This is a genomic window from Sphaerospermopsis kisseleviana CS-549 (assembly GCF_028329225.1).
GTDB lineage: Bacteria > Cyanobacteriota > Cyanobacteriia > Cyanobacteriales > Nostocaceae > Sphaerospermopsis > Sphaerospermopsis kisseleviana.
In genome coordinates, this window is sequence record NZ_JAQMTI010000197.1 from 1 (window position 1) to 19,276 (window position 19,276).

General features: G+C 36.3%; 19 protein-coding genes and 2 pseudogenes. 7 read left to right on the plus strand and 14 right to left on the minus strand.

Features of this window, described 5'->3' with window-relative positions:
• Positions 1-26: 26 nt before the first annotated feature.
• Together PN497_RS26010 and PN497_RS15885 are read right to left on the minus strand one after the other, a co-directional pair.
• A pseudogene (locus tag PN497_RS26010) lies at positions 27-149 on the minus strand (IS701 family transposase); the annotation flags it as partial.
• A 71-nt stretch (positions 150-220) separates the two neighbouring features.
• The gene (locus PN497_RS15885) at positions 221-640 is read right to left on the minus strand and encodes an NUDIX hydrolase (protein ID WP_096566433.1); all 420 of its coding nucleotides are present in this window, start codon (positions 638-640) and stop codon (positions 221-223) included.
• A 315-nt stretch (positions 641-955) separates the two neighbouring features.
• Between PN497_RS15885 and PN497_RS15890 the strand changes: the two genes are divergently transcribed.
• A complete protein-coding gene (locus PN497_RS15890; RefSeq protein ID WP_272110666.1) occupies positions 956-1,114 on the plus strand; it encodes a hypothetical protein in 159 nt (52 codons plus the stop codon).
• A gap of 107 nt (positions 1,115-1,221) precedes the next feature.
• Entirely contained in the window at positions 1,222-2,031 is an 810-nt protein-coding gene (locus PN497_RS15895) for an SDR family oxidoreductase (protein WP_096566435.1), read from the plus strand.
• A gap of 372 nt (positions 2,032-2,403) precedes the next feature.
• Here the strand turns inward: PN497_RS15895 and PN497_RS15900 are convergent, their stop codons facing one another.
• The gene (locus PN497_RS15900) at positions 2,404-2,865 is read right to left on the minus strand and encodes a cupin domain-containing protein (RefSeq protein WP_096572601.1); all 462 of its coding nucleotides are present in this window, start codon (positions 2,863-2,865) and stop codon (positions 2,404-2,406) included.
• A gap of 139 nt (positions 2,866-3,004) precedes the next feature.
• Positions 3,005-3,793 (minus strand): cysteine hydrolase family protein, encoded by a 789-nt coding sequence (locus PN497_RS15905; RefSeq protein ID WP_096566437.1) that lies wholly within the window; start codon positions 3,791-3,793, stop codon positions 3,005-3,007.
• A 92-nt stretch (positions 3,794-3,885) separates the two neighbouring features.
• Between PN497_RS15905 and PN497_RS15910 the strand changes: the two genes are divergently transcribed.
• Positions 3,886-5,295, plus strand: coding sequence for an amidohydrolase (locus tag PN497_RS15910; RefSeq protein WP_096566439.1), 1,410 nt, complete (start codon positions 3,886-3,888; stop codon positions 5,293-5,295).
• 253 nt (positions 5,296-5,548) lie between these two features.
• Here the strand turns inward: PN497_RS15910 and PN497_RS15915 are convergent, their stop codons facing one another.
• Positions 5,549-7,651 (minus strand): hydantoinase/oxoprolinase family protein, encoded by a 2,103-nt coding sequence (locus tag PN497_RS15915; protein WP_096566441.1) that lies wholly within the window; start codon positions 7,649-7,651, stop codon positions 5,549-5,551.
• 372 nt (positions 7,652-8,023) lie between these two features.
• Between PN497_RS15915 and PN497_RS15920 the strand changes: the two are divergent.
• Positions 8,024-8,487: pseudogene (locus PN497_RS15920) on the plus strand (ISL3 family transposase); the annotation flags it as partial.
• Between the two features lie 261 nt (positions 8,488-8,748).
• Positions 8,749-9,279 carry a hypothetical protein gene (locus tag PN497_RS15925; protein WP_096566443.1) on the plus strand — a complete coding sequence of 177 codons (531 nt, stop codon included), beginning with the start codon at positions 8,749-8,751 and terminating at the stop codon, positions 9,277-9,279.
• Positions 9,280-9,435: 156 nt separating this feature from the next.
• Here the strand turns inward: PN497_RS15925 and recA are convergent, their stop codons facing one another.
• Both recA and moeB read right to left on the minus strand, forming a co-directional pair.
• A complete protein-coding gene (gene recA, locus PN497_RS15930; RefSeq protein ID WP_096566445.1) occupies positions 9,436-10,512 on the minus strand; it encodes a recombinase RecA in 1,077 nt (358 codons plus the stop codon).
• A 322-nt stretch (positions 10,513-10,834) separates the two neighbouring features.
• Entirely contained in the window at positions 10,835-12,007 is a 1,173-nt protein-coding gene (moeB, locus tag PN497_RS15935) for a molybdopterin-synthase adenylyltransferase MoeB (protein ID WP_096566447.1), read from the minus strand.
• Between the two features lie 56 nt (positions 12,008-12,063).
• Here moeB and PN497_RS15940 point away from each other — a divergent pair, with 56 nt between their 5' ends.
• Positions 12,064-12,195 carry a hypothetical protein gene (locus tag PN497_RS15940; protein WP_272110671.1) on the plus strand — a complete coding sequence of 44 codons (132 nt, stop codon included), beginning with the start codon at positions 12,064-12,066 and terminating at the stop codon, positions 12,193-12,195.
• Positions 12,196-12,389: 194 nt separating this feature from the next.
• Positions 12,390-13,940 carry a serine/threonine-protein kinase gene (locus PN497_RS15945; protein WP_193943432.1) on the plus strand — a complete coding sequence of 517 codons (1,551 nt, stop codon included), beginning with the start codon at positions 12,390-12,392 and terminating at the stop codon, positions 13,938-13,940.
• A gap of 47 nt (positions 13,941-13,987) precedes the next feature.
• Here the strand turns inward: PN497_RS15945 and PN497_RS15950 are convergent, their stop codons facing one another.
• The 7 genes from PN497_RS15950 to PN497_RS15980 form a co-directional block, all read right to left on the minus strand.
• Positions 13,988-14,446 (minus strand): M67 family metallopeptidase, encoded by a 459-nt coding sequence (locus tag PN497_RS15950; RefSeq protein WP_272110674.1) that lies wholly within the window; start codon positions 14,444-14,446, stop codon positions 13,988-13,990.
• A gap of 99 nt (positions 14,447-14,545) precedes the next feature.
• Complete coding sequence (locus tag PN497_RS15955; RefSeq protein ID WP_096566449.1) at positions 14,546-15,328, minus strand: carbonic anhydrase; 783 nt, start codon at positions 15,326-15,328, stop codon at positions 14,546-14,548.
• Between the two features lie 77 nt (positions 15,329-15,405).
• Positions 15,406-16,422 carry a retron system putative HNH endonuclease gene (locus tag PN497_RS15960; protein WP_096566451.1) on the minus strand — a complete coding sequence of 339 codons (1,017 nt, stop codon included), beginning with the start codon at positions 16,420-16,422 and terminating at the stop codon, positions 15,406-15,408.
• Positions 16,423-16,452: 30 nt separating this feature from the next.
• Positions 16,453-17,178 (minus strand): ABC transporter ATP-binding protein, encoded by a 726-nt coding sequence (locus tag PN497_RS15965; RefSeq protein WP_096566453.1) that lies wholly within the window; start codon positions 17,176-17,178, stop codon positions 16,453-16,455.
• Positions 17,179-17,306: 128 nt separating this feature from the next.
• A complete protein-coding gene (locus tag PN497_RS15970) occupies positions 17,307-17,534 on the minus strand; it encodes an indolepyruvate ferredoxin oxidoreductase subunit alpha (protein ID WP_096566455.1) in 228 nt (75 codons plus the stop codon).
• 192 nt (positions 17,535-17,726) lie between these two features.
• Complete coding sequence (locus tag PN497_RS15975) at positions 17,727-18,938, minus strand: ATP phosphoribosyltransferase regulatory subunit (RefSeq protein WP_096566457.1); 1,212 nt, start codon at positions 18,936-18,938, stop codon at positions 17,727-17,729.
• Positions 18,938-19,180: a hypothetical protein gene (locus tag PN497_RS15980; RefSeq protein ID WP_334310659.1), complete on the minus strand. Its 243-nt coding sequence runs from the start codon at positions 19,178-19,180 to the stop codon at positions 18,938-18,940. The genes PN497_RS15975 and PN497_RS15980 overlap by 1 nt, the downstream gene beginning before the upstream one ends.
• Between the last annotated feature and the right edge of the window lie 96 nt (positions 19,181-19,276).

Consider the following 19,276-nt stretch of genomic DNA (forward strand, 5'->3'; position numbering starts at 1 on the left):
GCTACGCTGCACCGAGCGCCTAAAGACTAAACCATTGACATAGCAATATCTGGACGTTTTAGTTGTCCTATTAAATAATTAGAAAGCAAATTATGCTTAATTTGATAAATAGTTTGACCTGTGTTGTAAGCTAAGTTTTTTTGCCTAAGTCCCGAGATAACAAATATAGAGACGTTTAATGAAACGTCTCTATAATCATGATAAAAATGTTAAATAAATATTAAACTTTGACTTGCTCTTTTGAAGTTTGCAAAATTCTTTTAAGAGAATTTTCTTTGACTATCATGGCAGCGTGATTAATATCTAACCATATCCTTTCTCTTTGAGATGCTTCTGGCCAGTCTTCTAATACTTGATCTACTGGCAACCAAAATAAATGAACCCGGTAAATATTACCACGTTTACTATATTTATAAGCACCGATTTTTTCAGTATTTACCCGACCAATAACCCCTGCTTCTTCCCAAGCTTCTTTAGCTGCTGAATCAGGTGGAGTCATCCCTTTGCAAACTCCTCCTTTGGGAATTACCCAACTTTGCCGTTTACGACTGGTGATTAATAAAACTTCTACTTTTCCATCTCGGACCCGATATGGAATCACTCCTGATTGTTTACAAATTTTATTGGTTTTTCTGCTCATAGAAGTACATTCCTGATACATTAACTTCTAGATTGTAATTACTGCCATATCTACAAGGCGATCGCTATGGTCATGTTGACAATTTTTACTATATGTCTTTGGTTACATCTTTCACGCTGTTAATTGGTTATTCCGTATAATTTTTCACCAAGTTTGACTATTGCTCCTTTGTGATGGTATTTCATATCCAATTAACAGGATAATTATATTGTCATGAAAGCAAAGCCTTGAACGTATTACTCGATTATATTAATTAAAACCAACTGCGGAGGAAAGCCATATTGGCAATAAAATAGTGTAATTATAGTGTCAGTTATGCAAACTCAACTGCCAACATTTTGGTTAATTGAACCAGAAAAACCGCCATTAAAGCAGATTATCGCTGGGGGTGTGATTTTGCCAGATGGACAAATTGCGATCGCTCGCTGTTGTACATTTACAAACTGGTATTTATGTTTTTTAACCTGCTGCTGATGGAAACCGACAGCTGAATACTTACGTTAATTTAACACATCTCATTGAAGATTGGTATATAATATAAATCAGTTTTTTTAAACATAACTAACAACATAAAAACTTTCATGGCAGATTTAATATTAGTTCCGGGTGCAACTGGTGGTGTAGGACAACTTGTAGTTAGCAAACTTTTAGAAAAAGGTTTGTCAGTTCGGATTCTCACACGGGATGCAAACAAAGCTGCAAAAATGTTTAATGACAAAGTAGAAATTTTTGTTGGTGATATCCGCGAACCCAATACCCTCTCACCAGCAATGTTAAATATCACTTCTATTATCTGTTGTACGGGAACTACTGCTTTTCCTTCTGCTAGATGGGAGTTTGATTCATCTGTGAATCCCATTGATTTTGGTTTAGCTTTGTTTGATACTCAACCACTTGAAAATAAAGCTAAAAATACACCTTTAAAAGTTGATTCCCAAGCTGTAAAAAATTTAGTTGCAGCAGCACCGAAAATTTTAAATAGATTAGTGTTTGTTTCTTCCTGTGGTATTCTCAGAAAAAATCAGTTTCCTTTTAATATTCTCAATAAATTTGGTGTGCTGGATGCGAAAAAGGAAGGTGAAGACGCTATCATTAATTCAGGTATTCCCTATACAATTATCCGCCCTGGTAGGTTAATTGATGGACCTTATACTTCTTATGATTTGAATACTTTACTCAAGGCAAAGACAGAAGGTAAATTAAATATAGTCTTGGGTAAAGGTGATCAACTTTCTGGTGATGCTAGTCGCATTGATGTGGCTGCTGCTTGTGTGGAAAGTTTGTTTTATCCCAGTGCTGCTAATCAGGTTTTTGAGTTAGTTAATCAAGGAACAAGACCAAATGTAATTGACTGGGAAAAGCTTTTTTATCAATTGACAATTGACAATTGACAATTGACAATTGATAATTGATAATTGTTTCATTCAAGGCTTCCGCCGTGAGCGTCAGCCGATAGCGTAGCGTGGCGTTAGCCATACGGTTTAAAACCTCCCCTTTCAAGGGGAACAAAACAAAAAAAAATCCGCTTTGTCATTGTCAATTTTTAATTGTTAATTGTCCATTATTGAAATATCCCCAAATCCTTGATTTTTCCTGAGACTTTGAGGATATATGGATTCCAATACTGCTCGGTTAAGGATTTTCGTAGGTTGGGTTGAACAAAGTGAAACCCAAAGAACCCTTGTAAATGTTGGGTTTCGTTCCTTAACCCAACCTACATAATTTATTTTTTTGAGCTTAACCGACAAGTATTGATATGGATTCTAGTTTTCAACGAATTTCAAAGAATCTAATCTTCCTAAAACCGCCATATCTTCAGCATCCAATTCTACAGGTATACCACTCCTAATTAGTTCTGAAAAGTCTTCATTAGGAACCATAATTGTTAGTATGTAAAGACGATTTTTACCTGTATTTCTAATCAAATGAGTGCCATTTGGTGGAACTAATAAACTATCTCCGGCCTTGATAGGTACTTTTTTGCCATCACAAATTGCAACTCCTTCTCCTTTGAGAATAAAAAACATTTCCACTGCCCATTGATGGCGATTTGGTGGAGTTTGTCCCCCAATATCAAAGATTTCCACACAACAAGTTAAGGAAGTATTTGCAGTTGTGGAATCAAAGATAATTGCTAACCGATTAGTGTCACGGGGATTGATACGGTATGCTTGATAATCTTGGGGAGATTTGATAACTGGAATTACACAACTTGTAGTAACCATATATTTGGTAATTGGTGATTGGTGATTGGTGACTGGTGATTGGTGATTGGTGACTGGTGATTGGGTATTAATCAATCCAAAATCCAAAATCTAAAATCCAAAATCTAAAATCCAAAATCTAAAATCCAAAATCTAAAATCTAAAATCTAAAATTATGCTGACTACTGACTCCTGCTATAATTGCCGAAGAATCAGTAACAAAACCAAAGCATTGTTTAACGTTGTACAAAGTTGCTAACCAACAATATTCTGGTGAAGTTGTGGCTGTACAATCTTGGACTAAAATGCAGTCGTATCCTAAAAAATTAGCATCACATAAAGTTGTGAGAACACATTGATCAGCATTGACACCCGCAAATAATATTGTCGTTATTCCTAAGTTTCTGAGAATACTATCTAAGGATGTATCCCAAAACCCACTCATGCGATATTTATCAATGCAAATATCTGTCTCAAGTTGTTCTAATTCCTCTACTACCGCCGCTGCCCAGCTATCTTTCATCAGCACCTTTGCACCGTTTTTAGGTAGGCTATCACCTAATCCTACACCTTCACCGGTGGGATTATAAACATGAAGCAAACCTGCACTAATATTGAGTAAGTCTGGTCTATTACCCCAATTTAACCAAATTATTGGCACATTAACAGCCCGCAATTGTGGTAATAAGTTTTGTAAAGGTACTATGGGTTGACGTGCGGGGGTGACATCCACACCAATATGCGCTAACCAGCCATCAGGATGACAAAAGTCGTTTTGCATATCAATAATGATAATGGCGGTTTTTGCCAAGTCGATACGCACAGTTTTGGTTTCTGTTGTTAAAATAACGGGTTGTGGGGTTTTTTGCGGACGAGTAATATCTGCAAAGCTTTCATTGACTTCCCAAGCGTTGGGGTAAAATCCTAGTGTTCGTAAGGGTAGATTCATAATTGTTGGCACCCAAGATCATTGATTCTTTTGTAACTTGAAATAATCATAATTGTGCAATTGCTTAATCAACGTTAAAAAAGGTGAAAATCATGAACTTTACTATTAAAAAAGCTTTAATTGCTGTTACAGATGGTTACACAACTTTAGATGTTCAGGTTGTTAATGGTATCATCGCTGCTATTGGTGAAGATTTGGATGTGATTGGTACTGCAATTGACGGTGAAAATAAACTGCTGCTACCTGGTTTTTTCAACGCCCACACCCATTCTTCGGAAAAGTGGCAACGGGGAATAATTCCACCTTTACCTTTAGAATTATGGTTGGCGTATTTGTATGATTTTTCTCTTCTGGATATTGAACAAGTTTATCTCAGCGCCTTGGGTACGGCTGCGGAAACTTTGCTGTCTGGGGGAACAAGTGTTGTAGATCATTTGGTGTTAATTCCTGGTAAAGAGTTAGAAACTATTTCTACTGCTGTTCGCGCTTATCAAGAAATAGGAATTAGGGCTTTTATTGCTCCTTTAATTCAAGATGAATCTTTAACTGCGGGGATGCCAGAAGGTAAATTTTTAGAAAATCATCAACCTTATTTTCGTTCTCCTGCGGAAACATTAGCAATTATAGAAGAAGCTGTTATTAAGTTTCATCGTCCAGAGGAAGGTATAACTATTTTAGTTGCACCGACGGGAATTCAATTATGTACTGATGCTTTATTTACGGGTTGTATTGAGTTGAGCGATCGCTACAATCTTTGTCGTCATTCGCACTTATTGGAAACTAAAGCCCAGGAAAAGTTAGCATTAGAAAAATATGGTTGTAGTGCGGTTGAACATTTAAATCATATTGGATTTTTGCATGAAAAAACCAGTTTAGCTCATTGCGTTTGGTTAACTGATGCTGATATTCAAATTTTGGCAGAAACCAAATCTACTATTGTTCATAACCCGTTAAGTAACCTGCGTTTAGGTAGCGGTATTGCACCGATTTTAAAATATATTCAAGCAGGGGTAAATGTAACTTTTGGTTGTGATGGTGCTTCTAGTAATGACTCTCAAGATTTGTTAGAAGCGATTAAAATAGGTTCTATTTTACATAACGTGACTGATTTTGATTATAAATCCTGGATTACACCACGTCAAGCGGTAGAAATGGCTGCTTTAGGTGGTGCAAAAGGATTAGGGATTGATGAAAAATTGGGGTCTTTAAATGTGGGTAAAAAAGCAGATTTGGTACTTTATGATTTAACCAGTTTATCTTTGCTTCCTCGTACAGATCCCATTGGTTTATTAGTATTAGGTCGTCCTGTGAATGTTGTTAATAGTGCTTGGGTAAATGGTAAACAAATTATTGATAATGGGAAATTTACAACTATTAATGTTGATGAATTGCGAAAAGAATTATTTAACCGTAGTCAGTGGGTAAGTCGGGGAAAATCACCAACTTTAGAACAAATTGAGGTTCATTATCGTCGAGTGATGGGCTTATCAATTGACAATTGATAATTGATAATTGATAATTGTTTCATTTTTTTAAATCCTCTTCCTTTCAGGGAGAGGTAATTATCAATTGTTCATGATTGAAATATTTTTTTTGTAAGTATGTCAACCTTAAAAAACCTCATATCCAGATCCCCTACTTCTTTAAGAAGTAGAGGATTTATACACCTTCCTGTTTTACGTTTAATAATATAAAACAATGCGGCTTTTGGGAAATAAATCAACCAACAACCTGACATTTTTTAAAACGAAAAAACTAAACAAGGCGTTGTAAAATTAAATGATTACGCTCAGTTAATATTGCTTTCCAGTTCGGTTCAACGACAATTGTGCTAATTTTTTCCACAATTATTGCAGCACCATTTATATGATCTCCTGGTTGTAAATGTTCCCGAAGATAAACTGGTGTATCATGCCATTTTTGTTCAGTAAACATTTGGACTATTTCTACAGGTTGGGGTGTTTTCTGTTGTGGGCGTTGACGAATAATTACAGGTTCTTCAGGCGTATCCATTTTTTGGATGACTTCTACAGAAATGGATTCAACAATTAAGGGTTTTTCTGTTTGAATGAAACCATACCTTGATTTATGTTCTTTTTCAAAATTATTTTGCATGAATGCCACATCTAAGGTAAAATCTACTGTGATAATTGAATTATTACCCTCATATTTTAAATTAACTTTTTTAACTACTACTTCTTCTAGTTTCGTTTCTTGTTGTTTGTTTAACTCCCTTCTGGATTGGTCTTCTAAAGATGCCATTAATTGCTGTAAGTGGGGAATTAATGATTGATTTAAAGGGTGTTCTACTCCTGTTAATTTGGTAACTCTCACATCAGCTAAACCCATACCATAAGCAGAAAGTACCCCAGCAAAAGGGTGTAAAAATATCTGTTTCATTCCTAAAGTATCAGCAATTAAACAAGCAACTTGTCCACCTGCACCCCCAAAACAACAAAGTACATATTGAGTGACATCATAACCACGTTGGAGGCTGATTTTTTTAATAGCATTGGCCATATTTTCGACAGCAATAGAAATAAAACCCGATGCTACTTGTGCGGGAGTTCGATAATTTCCAGTGAGAGATGCAATATCTTCAGCTAATTGTGTAAACTTCTGAATTACTATTTCTTTATCTAGGGGTAATTTCCCTTCACTACCAAAAACTGCGGGGAAATATTGAGGTTGAATTTTCCCTAACATGACGTTAGCATCTGTGACTGTTAATGGTCCTCCACGTCGATAGGAAGCGGGTCCAGGATTTGATCCAGCAGATTCTGGTCCGACACGATAACTAGAACCGTCAAAAAATAAAATTGAACCACCACCCGCAGCAATAGTATTAATTGCTAATACGGGAACTCGCATCCGCGCACCGGCAATTTCTAAATCTAGTTGTCTTTCATATTCTCCTTTAAAGTGAGCAACATCTGTACTTGTTCCTCCCATATCAAAGGTAATTACTAAATCAAATCCTGCTCTTTTGCTAGTTTGAACTGCACCAACAATACCACCAGCAGGACCACTTAAAATACTATCTTTACCTTGAAATTGTTCTGCATCGGTTAACCCTCCATCAGATTTCATAAACATTAATCTGACATTGGGTAAATGACTAGCTACTTGGTTAACATAGCGACGGAGGATAGGAGTTAAATAAGCATCAACAACAGTTGTATCTCCTCTACTCACAAGTTTCATTAAGGGACTGACTTGATGGGATACTGAAATTTGTGTAAAGCCTATTTCTTCGGCAATTTGGGCTATTTGTTGTTCATGTTGGGGATAGCGATCGCTGTGCATCAAAACAATGGCACAACTTCTAATTCCTGTGTTGTAAACTTTTTGTAAATCCTGTTTAACTTGTGCTATATTGACTGGTATTAATTCATTACCTTGGGCATCATATCTTTCATCTACCTCAATTACCTTTTCATACAGCATAGTGGGTAAAATAATCTGACGAGCAAAGATATTTGGGCGGTTTTGGTAGCCAATTCTTAACGCATCTTTAAAACCTTTGGTAATGAGCAAAACAACCCTATCACCATGTCTTTCTAACAGCGCATTGGTAGCTACTGTTGTTCCCATTTTGACAACTTCTATATTTTGATAGGGAATCTGTTCATTACCGGATATGCCGATAATATCCCGAACTCCTTGAATAACTGCATCTGCATATTGTTCAGGATTTTCTGATAATAATTTATAGACTATTATCCATTGCTGATTAGGCAAAGGAACAATTAAAAAACGTTCTGGACAATTTACAAGTCGATCTATTATTGTTTGATTATTTGTGACAGCGACAATATCTGTAAATGTGCCACCCCGATCAGCAAAAATTTTCAACATTACCAAAATTCCTCAATAATATATAATATATATAGCAATACCTATGCCAATTTTCCAAAGATAGGTCTGAAACCCAATAAAATTGTTATGATATCAATAGGGTTTCAGAGTTTTGGCGAAGGTATTGATATAGCAAATTCGTTTTTATTTCTGAAGAGATTGGTGTGGGCGGGAAATTTTAGATGTTAGATTTTAGGGTTCTTGCGTAGATTTTATGGAGAGAAAGTAAATTAACAGAAATTAATAGTTAACAATTTTCAGAATCGAGGGCTGAAATAGAATAGATACAAGAGTTTACAGATTTTTATGTATGTCTAAATACCGGAGGTGAGATAATTAGAGATATAAAAACAAGAATTGGCGGGGGTGATTATGTTAAAAAGGCAAGTAGCACAAATACAGAAGATAAATTTAAAAGGAGTAAAAAATTAGGGATAGATGAAATAGCCTTGGTGAAAGGACAAGGAAACTATTTGGCAGTATTGGTAGATTTAGATACTCGAAAACCTATCGAAATAGTGAAAACAAGAAGGATAGAAGATATACGTGAAGTCCTGATTGGGTGGGAATTAAATGTACTTGAGCAAATACAAGAAGTGAGTATTGATATGTGGTCTCCTTACAAAAGTTTAGTAGAAGAATTAATGCCAAATGCTAATATAACAGCAGATAGATTTCATGTAATGAAACAGGTAAATGATGAATTAGATAATATGCGTAAAACAGAGAAGAAAGCAGCAATATCTTTACCAGATGAATCAGAAAAAAAGAGAATATTAGCCGGATTAAATAAAAGTAAATATAGCCTAATTAAAAATGAAGACTCACTCAACGAAGGTTTATTACACTGGCACTTTTCTATTAATTCTCCATAAAACAGACGCAAGAACCTAAAAATATTGTACTAACAACCTGATTCTTGGGTAGGGGTAATTCATGAATTACCCCTACTTTCCTTCTATTTTGCATAAGTCTTGCAACTGTGAATGTGAACAATTTACGAACAATTTACAGTCCAATAATTTTCACATCTTCAACCGGACTAGGGCTAAAAATAATAGAATTAATGACTAATATAATATCTCCCAAAAATGCTTATGAGAATTTCGTTTTTTAGGTTTTTGCTAACTTCTCTGTGGTTGATGGTTGCCTTTTTAGCTACAAATTTGCAAAATAGGAATACAGTTTTAGCGGAAGCACCCCCAGAAGTTTCTCAATTAGTTAATGGTAAACAGATTAATGTTAGTAAATCTGAATTTGGAGTGAGAATAGTAGACTCCCAAGGTAAAGCTAATTTTTTTCCCACCACCAAAGTACCTTTAAAAAAAGGTGATGCTTATGGTTGGAGAATGACACTACAAAATTACCAGGGTAAAGTCAAATGGCGGGAAGTTTTACGTTTACCAAAAGCCCCAGAAACTTGGGCTACACCGGAGAAAGATGAGAATTTTTCCCTATCTGCGGATGGTAGTACAGCCATCACAACGCGGACGCAAACAGTTAAAAATGGTGTGATTGAAAATTACTGGAAAATCGCTCCTGGTGATCCTCTTGGTAAACACAGAATAGAAGTTTATGTTGATGATCGTCTGATTTCTATTTTTGAATTTGAAACTGTAGAATTTTAACATTTCTCGTTCCCATATTCTGTATTTTCTCGTTCCCATACTCTGTATGGGAATGAATTATAGAAGGCTCTGCCTTCAATAGAAAAACAGAGGCAGAGCCTCTGTAATAGCATTCCCAGTCTGAGACTGGGAACGAGATCAAAGAAAATAGGGTTTTTATTCTTCGTCTAATTCCATTTCTTCTTCATCATCTTCTTCATTAGATTTAGAAACAGAATTAGCAGAAACTACTGCGCCTTGATCTAATTTCCCGCGGACTTGTTCTTTAATTTTTTCTGCAAAATCTGGTTTTTCTTCTAGATATTTAATGGCGTTATCTCGACCTTGGGAAATGTTATCACCGTTGTAACTGTACCACGCACCTTTCCGCAGTAAAATGCCGGTTTCTTCTGCTAAGTCCACTAAACAACCAAGGGTAGAAACTCCTTTACCAAAGATAATATCAAATTCGGCAATTCTAAAGGGTGGTGCTACTTTATTTTTGGCAACTTTTACTTTTACTCTATTACCAAATTCATCAGAACCTTTTTTCAAGGTTTGAATACGGCGAATATCTAGACGCACGGAAGCGTAAAATTTCAACGCATTACCGCCCGTTGTGGTTTCTGGACTACCGTAGGTGACACCGATTTTTTGCCGTAATTGGTTAATAAATATAACTGTGCAACCAGATTTACCAATATTACCTGTAATTTTCCGTAAGGCTTGGCTCATCAATCGTGCTTGTAAACCTACGTGAGCATCACCCATATCACCTTCGATTTCCGCACGGGGTACTAGGGCGGCTACGGAGTCAATGACAACTATATCAACGGCGGCGGAACGTACTAACTGATCAACGATTTCTAAACCTGCTTCACCAGTATCCGGTTGGGAAACCAGTAAATTTTCAATATCTACACCTAGTGCAGCTGCGTAGGTGGGATCTAATGCGTGTTCTGCATCTACGAAAGCAGCTATGCCGCCATTTTTTTGTATTTCTGCGATCGCATGAAGAGCTACTGTAGTTTTACCAGAACTTTCCGGTCCATAAATCTCAATCACCCTTCCCTTGGGTAAACCACCACCCAAAGCTAAATCCAGTGTTAGCGCCCCTGTGGAAATTGTTTCTACACGCATCCGGGTAGCATCACCCAAGCGCATAATTGCCCCTTTACCAAAGCTGCGCTCAATCTGGTTGAGTACCATATTCAGTGCTTTTTGCTTGCCAGTATCCGCTGTGTTGGTTGCCATTAGAGCCTCTAAATATAGGATTTAAGAAAGTTGCGTTGGGTTCTTGATTGGAACAGATATACTATTTTAACCGGAAAAAGTGCAATTGGTAAGGTGTGGGAAAAAAGTTTTATGGGAGGAGTCAGGAGTGGTAGGGGCGAAGCATTCGGGCGACTAATTATAAATTTTTGTCCAAGCCTATTTTCCGAATGCTGATGCTTCCAGCACGCTTCGCGAACGCCCGTACAGGAGTCAGGAGAAAGATAAATATTTCCTGTTTCCCCAATCACCAGTTCCCAGTCCCCTATCACCAATCACCAATCACCAGTTCCCAATCCCCAATTTAATACTGTGGCACAGAAGGATCTACTTCCAAACTCCAAGCATTAATGCCACCTTTAACGTTAGTTCCCACTATACCCGCTTCTTTGAGAATAGCCAGAGCTTTGGCAGAACGTCCACCCATTTTACAATGGGCAATTAAACGGTGTCCGTTAAGTAATTCTTTTACCTGAGTAACACCATCACCATTTTCAATCTCTGGCAATGGTACTAAGACAGAACCAGGAATTTTCGCAATTTCATACTCGTGGGGGTTACGTACATCCAACAGGACAAAATCTTGCGCCCCGCTATCAATTAATGCTTTTAATTCCGTAACGGTCATTTCTTGAATGTCCATTTGTTGCTTCGCTTCTGCTGCTTTTGCTTGGGGAATACCACAAAATTCTTCGTAGTCAATGAGTTTTTCAATTACCGGACGGATGGGGTTAGGACGTAATTTCAACTCTCGGAATTTCATATCTAAGGCGTTGTACAACATTAAACGCCCACTGAGAGTAGTACCTTTACCAATAATAATTTTTACCGTTTCTGTCGCTTGGATCACACCAATAATTCCCGGTAAAATTCCTAACACTCCACCTTCTGCACAGGAAGGGACCATTCCTGGTGGTGGTGGTTCGGGGTATAAATCACGATAGTTAGGACCACCTTCGTAGTTAAAGACGGTTGCTTGTCCTTCAAAACGGAAGATTGAACCGTAAACGTTAGGTTTGTTTAATAATACGCAAGCGTCGTTAACTAAATAGCGTGTGGGGAAGTTGTCAGTTCCATCAACGACGACATCATAAGGACGAATGATATCTAAAGCGTTTTCCGCACTGAGACGAGTTTCGTATAAGTCAACCTGACAATAGGGGTTAATTTCGTGAATGCGGTCTTTTGCGGATTCAATTTTGGGTTTACCTACCCAGGATGTGCCGTGGATAACTTGACGTTGCAAGTTAGAAAAATCAACCACATCAAAGTCAACAATACCGATGCGGCCAATACCTGCGGCTGCTAAGTATAACAGCAATGGCGAACCAAGTCCACCAGTACCTATACATAATACACTGGCAGCTTTGAGGCGTTTTTGTCCTTCTAGACCCACTTCGGGCAAGATTAAATGACGGGAGTAGCGTTCGTAGTCGTCTTTCGTTAACTGGATTTCATCCAGATTAGGATTTAGCATAGTAAGAAAATGCAGAATCTCAGAGTATTAATATTAACTCAAAGTTGGTTCAGTTTATGAGTTCTATTTTTTTTGCTGGGGGAATTATATCACGTTGGGGACTGGGAAGGGGGCGATCGCACTTTTTGCGGTTAAATTATATTAGCTCACGCAAAGACGCAAAGACGCAAAGAATACAAAAGTGTTAATAAGTCTAAATTAATTGTAATATTTCTGTGTTCTCTGTGCCTGGAGTGGTTCGTTATTTCATGAATCTCAGTTAAATTTCTGAATAATTGGTGATAAAATCGCTATTTGCATTTTTTACATCCTAAAATCTTGGATATGCTCAGATGGCTCGCTATCAGACAATTATCTTGTAAAATCTCTTATTTAATAACCGATGACTATACTGTTGAGTAGGTATAAAATTATCAAGCAAATCGGTACAGGTGGGTTTGGAGATACTCACTTAGCTGAAGATACCGCATTACCAGGTAATCCTAAATGTGTTGTTAAGCACTTAAAACGCAATCCTGATCCGGGTGTATTGGCAATTTCTCAAAGATTATTTGAAAATGAAGCCAAGATATTACAAGATTTAGGTAAACATGATCAAATTCCTGCCCTTTATGCTTATTTTGAAGACAAGGGGGAATTTTTTCTTGTACAAGAATTTGTAGATGGACATGATCTGAATCAAGAGATTGTTCTTGGTAAAAAGTTAAGTGAAGAGAAAGCAATTAAACTAATACAAGAAATCCTAGAAGTTTTATCATTTGTTCATCAACAAAATATTATTCATCGAGATATTAAACCATCAAATATAATGCGTCGTCATGATGATGGTAAAATTGTTTTGATTGATTTTGGAGCAGTTAAAGAAATAGCGGCTTTTATAGTTAATTCTCAAGGGCAAACTAGCTTAACTGTGGGTATTGGTACACCTGGATATATGCCTTCTGAACAAGCAAATGGTAGACCAAAATTTGCTAGTGATGTTTATGCTGTAGGAATAATTGGCATTCAAGCGGTAACGGGTTTATTACCAGCACAACTTGAGGAAGATTCGACTACTGGGGAAATTATTTGGCGAAATTATGCCCAAGTTAGTGATAGATTTGCAGAAGTTTTAAATAATATGGTACGTGATCATTTTAGTCAACGTTATAAAAATACCAGTGAAGCATTACAAGCATTAAATAAAATTGAAAATAAGAAAGATTTTCCTGCTAAAATTTTGGTTGGTTTTGGTGTAGCAGTAGCTGTTAGTTTTGCTGGTGGTTATGCTATGAATAATGTATTATCTAATCAGGGTGATCCAAAAGTAGCTGCAACTTCTCAACCTTCTGTGAAACCTCAAACTTCTTCAAAAGAAACTTCAACTCCTCAAACTCCTGTGAAACCTAAAAGTTCTCCAAAAGGAACTTCAACTCCTCAACCTCCTGTAAAACCTAAAAGTTCTCCCAAAGCAACTTCAACTCCTCAACCTTCGGTGAAAATTACAACTAATAAAGCTAAATTTCGTAATTTAGATAAACTTTTAGCAGCTAAAAAATGGAAAGAAGCTGATATAGAAACCTATAAGATAATACTGAAAATAGCGCGTAGAGAAAAAGAAGGTAATTTAGATTTTAATTCTATTAAAAATTTTTCCTGTTCTTCCCTGCAAGATATAGATAAACGTTGGGTAAAAGCATCAAATGGACGTTTTGGTTTTAGTGTTCAAAAACAAATTTGGAATGATATTGCAGGTACAGTGGGCTATAATTCTGATGACTTTAACAAGTTTGCTGATCGTGTTGGATGGAGGAGAGAAAATAACTGGTTGCGTTACTCAGAACTTACCTACAATATTAATGCACCTAGAGGACATTTACCAAATACACCTCCAGAATATATCGGAATTGGTTTTCGCAGGATGATACCTCTGATTTCACCTTGTAAATTGTAAATTTTAATCAATCAATTTATCGTTGTTTTCACCCTGTATATCCTGATTCAAAAAACCTTTATTACTTCCTTTCGAAACTGATGATTTTCATCTAAACAAAAACTATTTAATTCACCTGCTTTACCCTGATTCACTGATACAATAATATAAGAATATTCTGGCCAAGCATAGATTCTATCCCACTCTGAAGGAATAGCGGGATAGTCAGGATGGGAATGAAAAATACCAATTATATTTAAATTGCGGTTTCTCGCTTCCTTTTGTATTTGTAACATGAAAAAGGGAGCGATCGCATATCTTCTTCTGGTACTATATTCTTCCTGGTTTTCTGTAAAATTATCTTTTTCCGTATTCCATACATTTTCTGTAGGTATTACTTCTACAACAGTTTTCACGTCATGACTGAGATAACCCAGTATTAACCCACAACATTCATCAGGGTAGGTTTTTTCAGCATGAAGATTGATACTTTCTAAGTTTTGATCATTAATTTTTAAAATCTTCATAAATCATAGATTCTGTAATTAAGATATTCAAAAGCTAATCTAGCTATTAATTACATATTATTACATATTGTTGCATATTACATAAATTTTACATAGATTTTACAGAAAATTAACTTTACCTGTATCAATATCATAAAATGCACCGATAATTTTTAATCTATCTGCGCTGATTAACTGCTCTAAAATGGGTGAACTTCTTTGCATTTTTTCTGTTTGAAATTGAATGTTACTAATGACAGCATCTCTATCATTATTAATATCATTATTAATATCATTATTATTAATATCATTATTAATATCATTATTAGTATCATTATCTCTCTCTTGATTTTCAGATATTGCTGGTTGAATACCATCAACAATAGTATCAATATTTCCCGGTACTTGTTTGTTTCTGATTGCTGCTGCAACTGCACCGCAGTTTTTATGACCTAACACTACAATTAATTGTGTACCTAAGGCTGTGGTAGCATATTCTAAACTACCAATAGCTTCATCACTAGCAATATTACCAGCTACACGCACAACAAATAAATCTCCTAATCCTTGATCAAAAATTAATTCTGGTGGTACGCGAGAATCTGCACATCCTAATATTGCTGCATAGGGATATTGTGTTTCCGAAATTGATTGTAAACGTCTTTTTGTTTGGTTAGGATATCGGCGATTTTGATTGTAAAATCTTTTATTTCCTGCTATTAATCTTTTTTGTGCTTCCGTTGCACTGACTGGGTTAGGATTGGGATTTTTTTGAGGAATGATAATTTCTGAACGGTTATTAATGATTTCATTACAAGCAGTTAGACTACCAATACTTAATGTAGTTAAACCTGCGATTTTTAAGAAGTGACGACGACCTACAAAACCGTTAATTCTACTCATGATTTTATCTCAAATCTGTACTGTTTTTCAAAACATATCAGATTTAATTATGATTCTAGAGTACCAAATTACACGGTTTAAGGGTTATTTAATCTTTTGCTTAAATACCAAACAATATATTGACAGTATGGACTATACCTACCATCTGCATCTTTGCTACTTAGTTCTTCTAGTTTCTTTTTAATAGCTTCTTGTGACCATGTTTTGTTAGGAAATTTTTTATTTAACACTGTAATTACTGTGTCTAAAGCTATTTTACGATTTTCTCTAATAGTTTGATAATTCAGATTTAAAACTTCATTTAATTCATGATTAATAGTTTCATCATCACATATAGATAATATTTTTCCAGTAGAACTATATTTGATCTGATTTTCACAATTCTTATTACTATCTACTGGATTAAGATTCATTTTATAATTTCTATGTGTTCCTTCATAATCTCCTTTTCTTGCGTTACAATGTAAATTCTTTTTTCCTTGACCTCTATTACCTGAACAAGAAGCTATTAGATTTTTATAGTCTAGTTGTAAATGTGGATTATCAGCTTGAGGTTTATTATGTTCAATTTCCATATTATCTATAGATATTCGTTGCATACAATAGCAACAAATATAACCTAATGTGTGGGGCGTAAATTCTAAAACTTTTCCATCTTCTAAAATAAATACGTTTTCTCTGTTTACTCCACTCAAAACTTGAGGTGAATGAGTAGTAACAATAAATTGACAGTTGGGAAATGTTCTTCTAAAACTAGGAATGACTATTCTTTGCCATTGAGGATGTAAGTGTAAATCTCTGGAAATATCCCAAGACATTTTTATATCTGAGTAAATTACAATGCGAATAGATTCTTGTGTTCTATGTGCATTTATATTTATATCATCCTCTGTTAAATCAAAATCTAACTTTTTGTAAGGTTTCTTGGGCAGTAATTCAAATATAAATCTTGACAAAAGTATAGCAATACTATCTAAAATAGATGATTTACCTGAACCATTAGATCCAATGAAAACAGCTAAATCTGGAGGAAGTTTCAATTTCAGTTCTTGAAAACCTCGAAAATTCTGTAAATGTAATTCTTCAATGTGCATAGTTCTGACTCCTGACTCCTGACTCTTTATTTAATGTCCTCCCGCACCTAAATATAATTCTCCCACTTTTGGATCATTCAATAATTCTCTCCCAGGTCCAGACATTGCATCACGTCCTGATTCTAACACATACCCTGTATCAGCCATTTCTAAAGCTTTTCTAGCATTTTGTTCTACTAAAACTATCGCAGTACCAGCTTGATTAATTTGTTTGATTTGTTCAAATACCTGTGTTACCAAAATCGGAGATAAAGCCGCGGAAGGTTCATCTAATAATAATAAACTAGGTTCTAACATTAAAGCTTTACCCATCGCTAACATTTGTCTTTCTCCACCTGATAAAGTTCCTGCACGTTGACGACGGCGATCGCTCAATCTGGGAAACATTGCAAATATATTATCCTTCAAAGGTTTCAGGGGAACATTCCGCACAAAAGCCCCCATTTCTAAATTTTCTTCTATTGTTAATGATGAAAAAACGTTGGCAATTTGCGGAACATAACACATTCCCTTTTTCACAATTTGATCGGATTTTAAACCATTAATTTTTTCCCCTTTAAAGGTAATCGTACCTGTGTGGGGTGTCAAAAGTCCAAAAATTGTTTTTGCTAACGTAGATTTACCAGCACCATTAGGGCCAATTACAGTTACTAATTCTCCTCGTTCAACTCGAAAATTAATACCCTGCAATATATCGACATCTTTAATATATCCAGCATGGACATTTTCAACTTCTAATAAATAGTTATTAGTCATAAGAAATAGGGAATAGGGAACAGGGAACAGGGAATAGGTAATAGGTAATAGGTAATAGGTAATAGGTAATAGGTAATAGGGAATAGGTAAAGTTTTTTCCCAATCACCAATCACCAATCACCAATCACCTATTCTGAAATTTTCTGCAATTCAGGGCGTTCTTCTGCTAAAATTGCGTTTTCTACTGGGCAAACTTGTAAACAGATGCCACAGTCGATACAGGTAGCAAAGTCTATCCAGTACCAATCTGTACCTTTAATGTTTTTACCTGGTCCTTCATGAATACAAGCTACAGGACAAGCACTTACGCAGTCAGCAACCCCTTCACAAACTTCCGTTACTATTGTATGTGGCATTTTCTCGTTCCCCTCTCTTGATTGAATCAGCAGTTTCTAAGTTAACAATTTGTAATATTAACGCAAGTAATCAGCTTTCAGTGATCAGCTTTCAGCTTTTATTAATCAACGAATAACAGGAAAAGAACCGCAAAGGTAAAGATTAACATTAGCTGACGGCTGATAGCTAACGGCTGATGGCTGTATTACCTGTTAACTAACTGCTTCAATTGTGGGTGTACCATCAGAGTTAATCCAGGCTATTTGGGCGATAGAGCGATCGCGTGCATAGTTCCGAATTGCTTCGGCATCCCTTCCCCCCAAATCCATTTCTACCCGCACTAAATGGGCAGAATCTCGTAATTTTTGGGCATAAGCAAAAGCAGCAGCATCAGCATTTTGATCTTCTGGAACTACTAACCAGTTACTTGCAGGAATACTTTGCGGTAATTGCTGACTCGATGCTAAAACTTGGTATAAATCATCAATGCTTAATTCAAAACCAATCCCAGGAATATTTTGCCCTTGGGGATGATATAGCCCTAAAAGTTGGTCATAACGACCACCACGCCCTAAAACTAACGCCTGACCTTCAGTATCACTAACTACTTCAAACACAATTCCTGTGTAGTAGTCAATAGTTTGAATCAAACTGAGATCCAGAATCAAAGAAAATTTACCTTCTGATTCCAGTAATTCTACCAGGGATTTCAGGTTATTTACCGCTGCTTGCTGGTCAGCATCTAAATTTAAACTGCTGACTTTTTGCAGCACATCAGCACTTTTACCACGTAAATCTAACATGATTCTAGCGCGTTGGTGCAATTCTTCACTCAGAGGTAAAGTATCGAGAGTTACACGATCTAAATTAGCGATCGCATTTCTCACTTCACTTCTGATATTAGCCGGAAAAGCATCCAGCAGAGATTTAGTAATTCCCGCCTCACCTAAAATCAACTGCCATCCACGCAAATATAAAGCTTCTAAACAATTAGCTACCAACAAAAGCACTTCTGCATTTGCCAGTAAACCGTCCGCACCCAGCAACTCCACCCCAGCTTGATAATACTCCTGCTGCTGATTATGGCGCTTTTCCCAGTTGCGGCGAAATACATTAGCATTGTAATACAACCGTTGGGGATAGGTTGCTTCAGCCATGCGAGTAACTACAGTCCGAGCAATAGAAGCGGTGAGTTCTGGACGCAAACCCAATTCCTCATCTTGCCCATTTTGTAATTGTATGACCTTATGGCGCTGAATTGCTTCACCTGCCATCAGCGTATCCATCCGTTCCAGCGTTGAGGTGATAATCCTGTGATATCCCCAACGATGAAAAACCTGTTGTAATCTATCTTCAATCCAGCGTTTTTGAGCCACATCCAAGGGTAATAAATCCCTAGCTCCCGCTGCTGGTTGATACACCATTATTTTTTCTTCCCACCAAACAAACCACCGAACAAACCACCATTTCTAGACTTATCGAGTTGGGTATCTCCATTATTGGCAGGTTTCCTTCCCTGATGAGTACCAGATTGATTTTCTAAAACTTTATCAAGTTTAGGCTTCCATTCCAAAGCTAATTTGTCATTTGGATCTAATTTCAGGGGATTTTCAAAGTAAATTTTAGCCATTTTTAGCTGATTTTGGCGTAAATATATCATTGCCATCCAGCTATGACAGCGACTATAGAGAAATATTGCAACCTAGCAGCAATTTTTTATAGTTTACCCTGTCAGTAATATTGAATTAACAGACATTAGTAA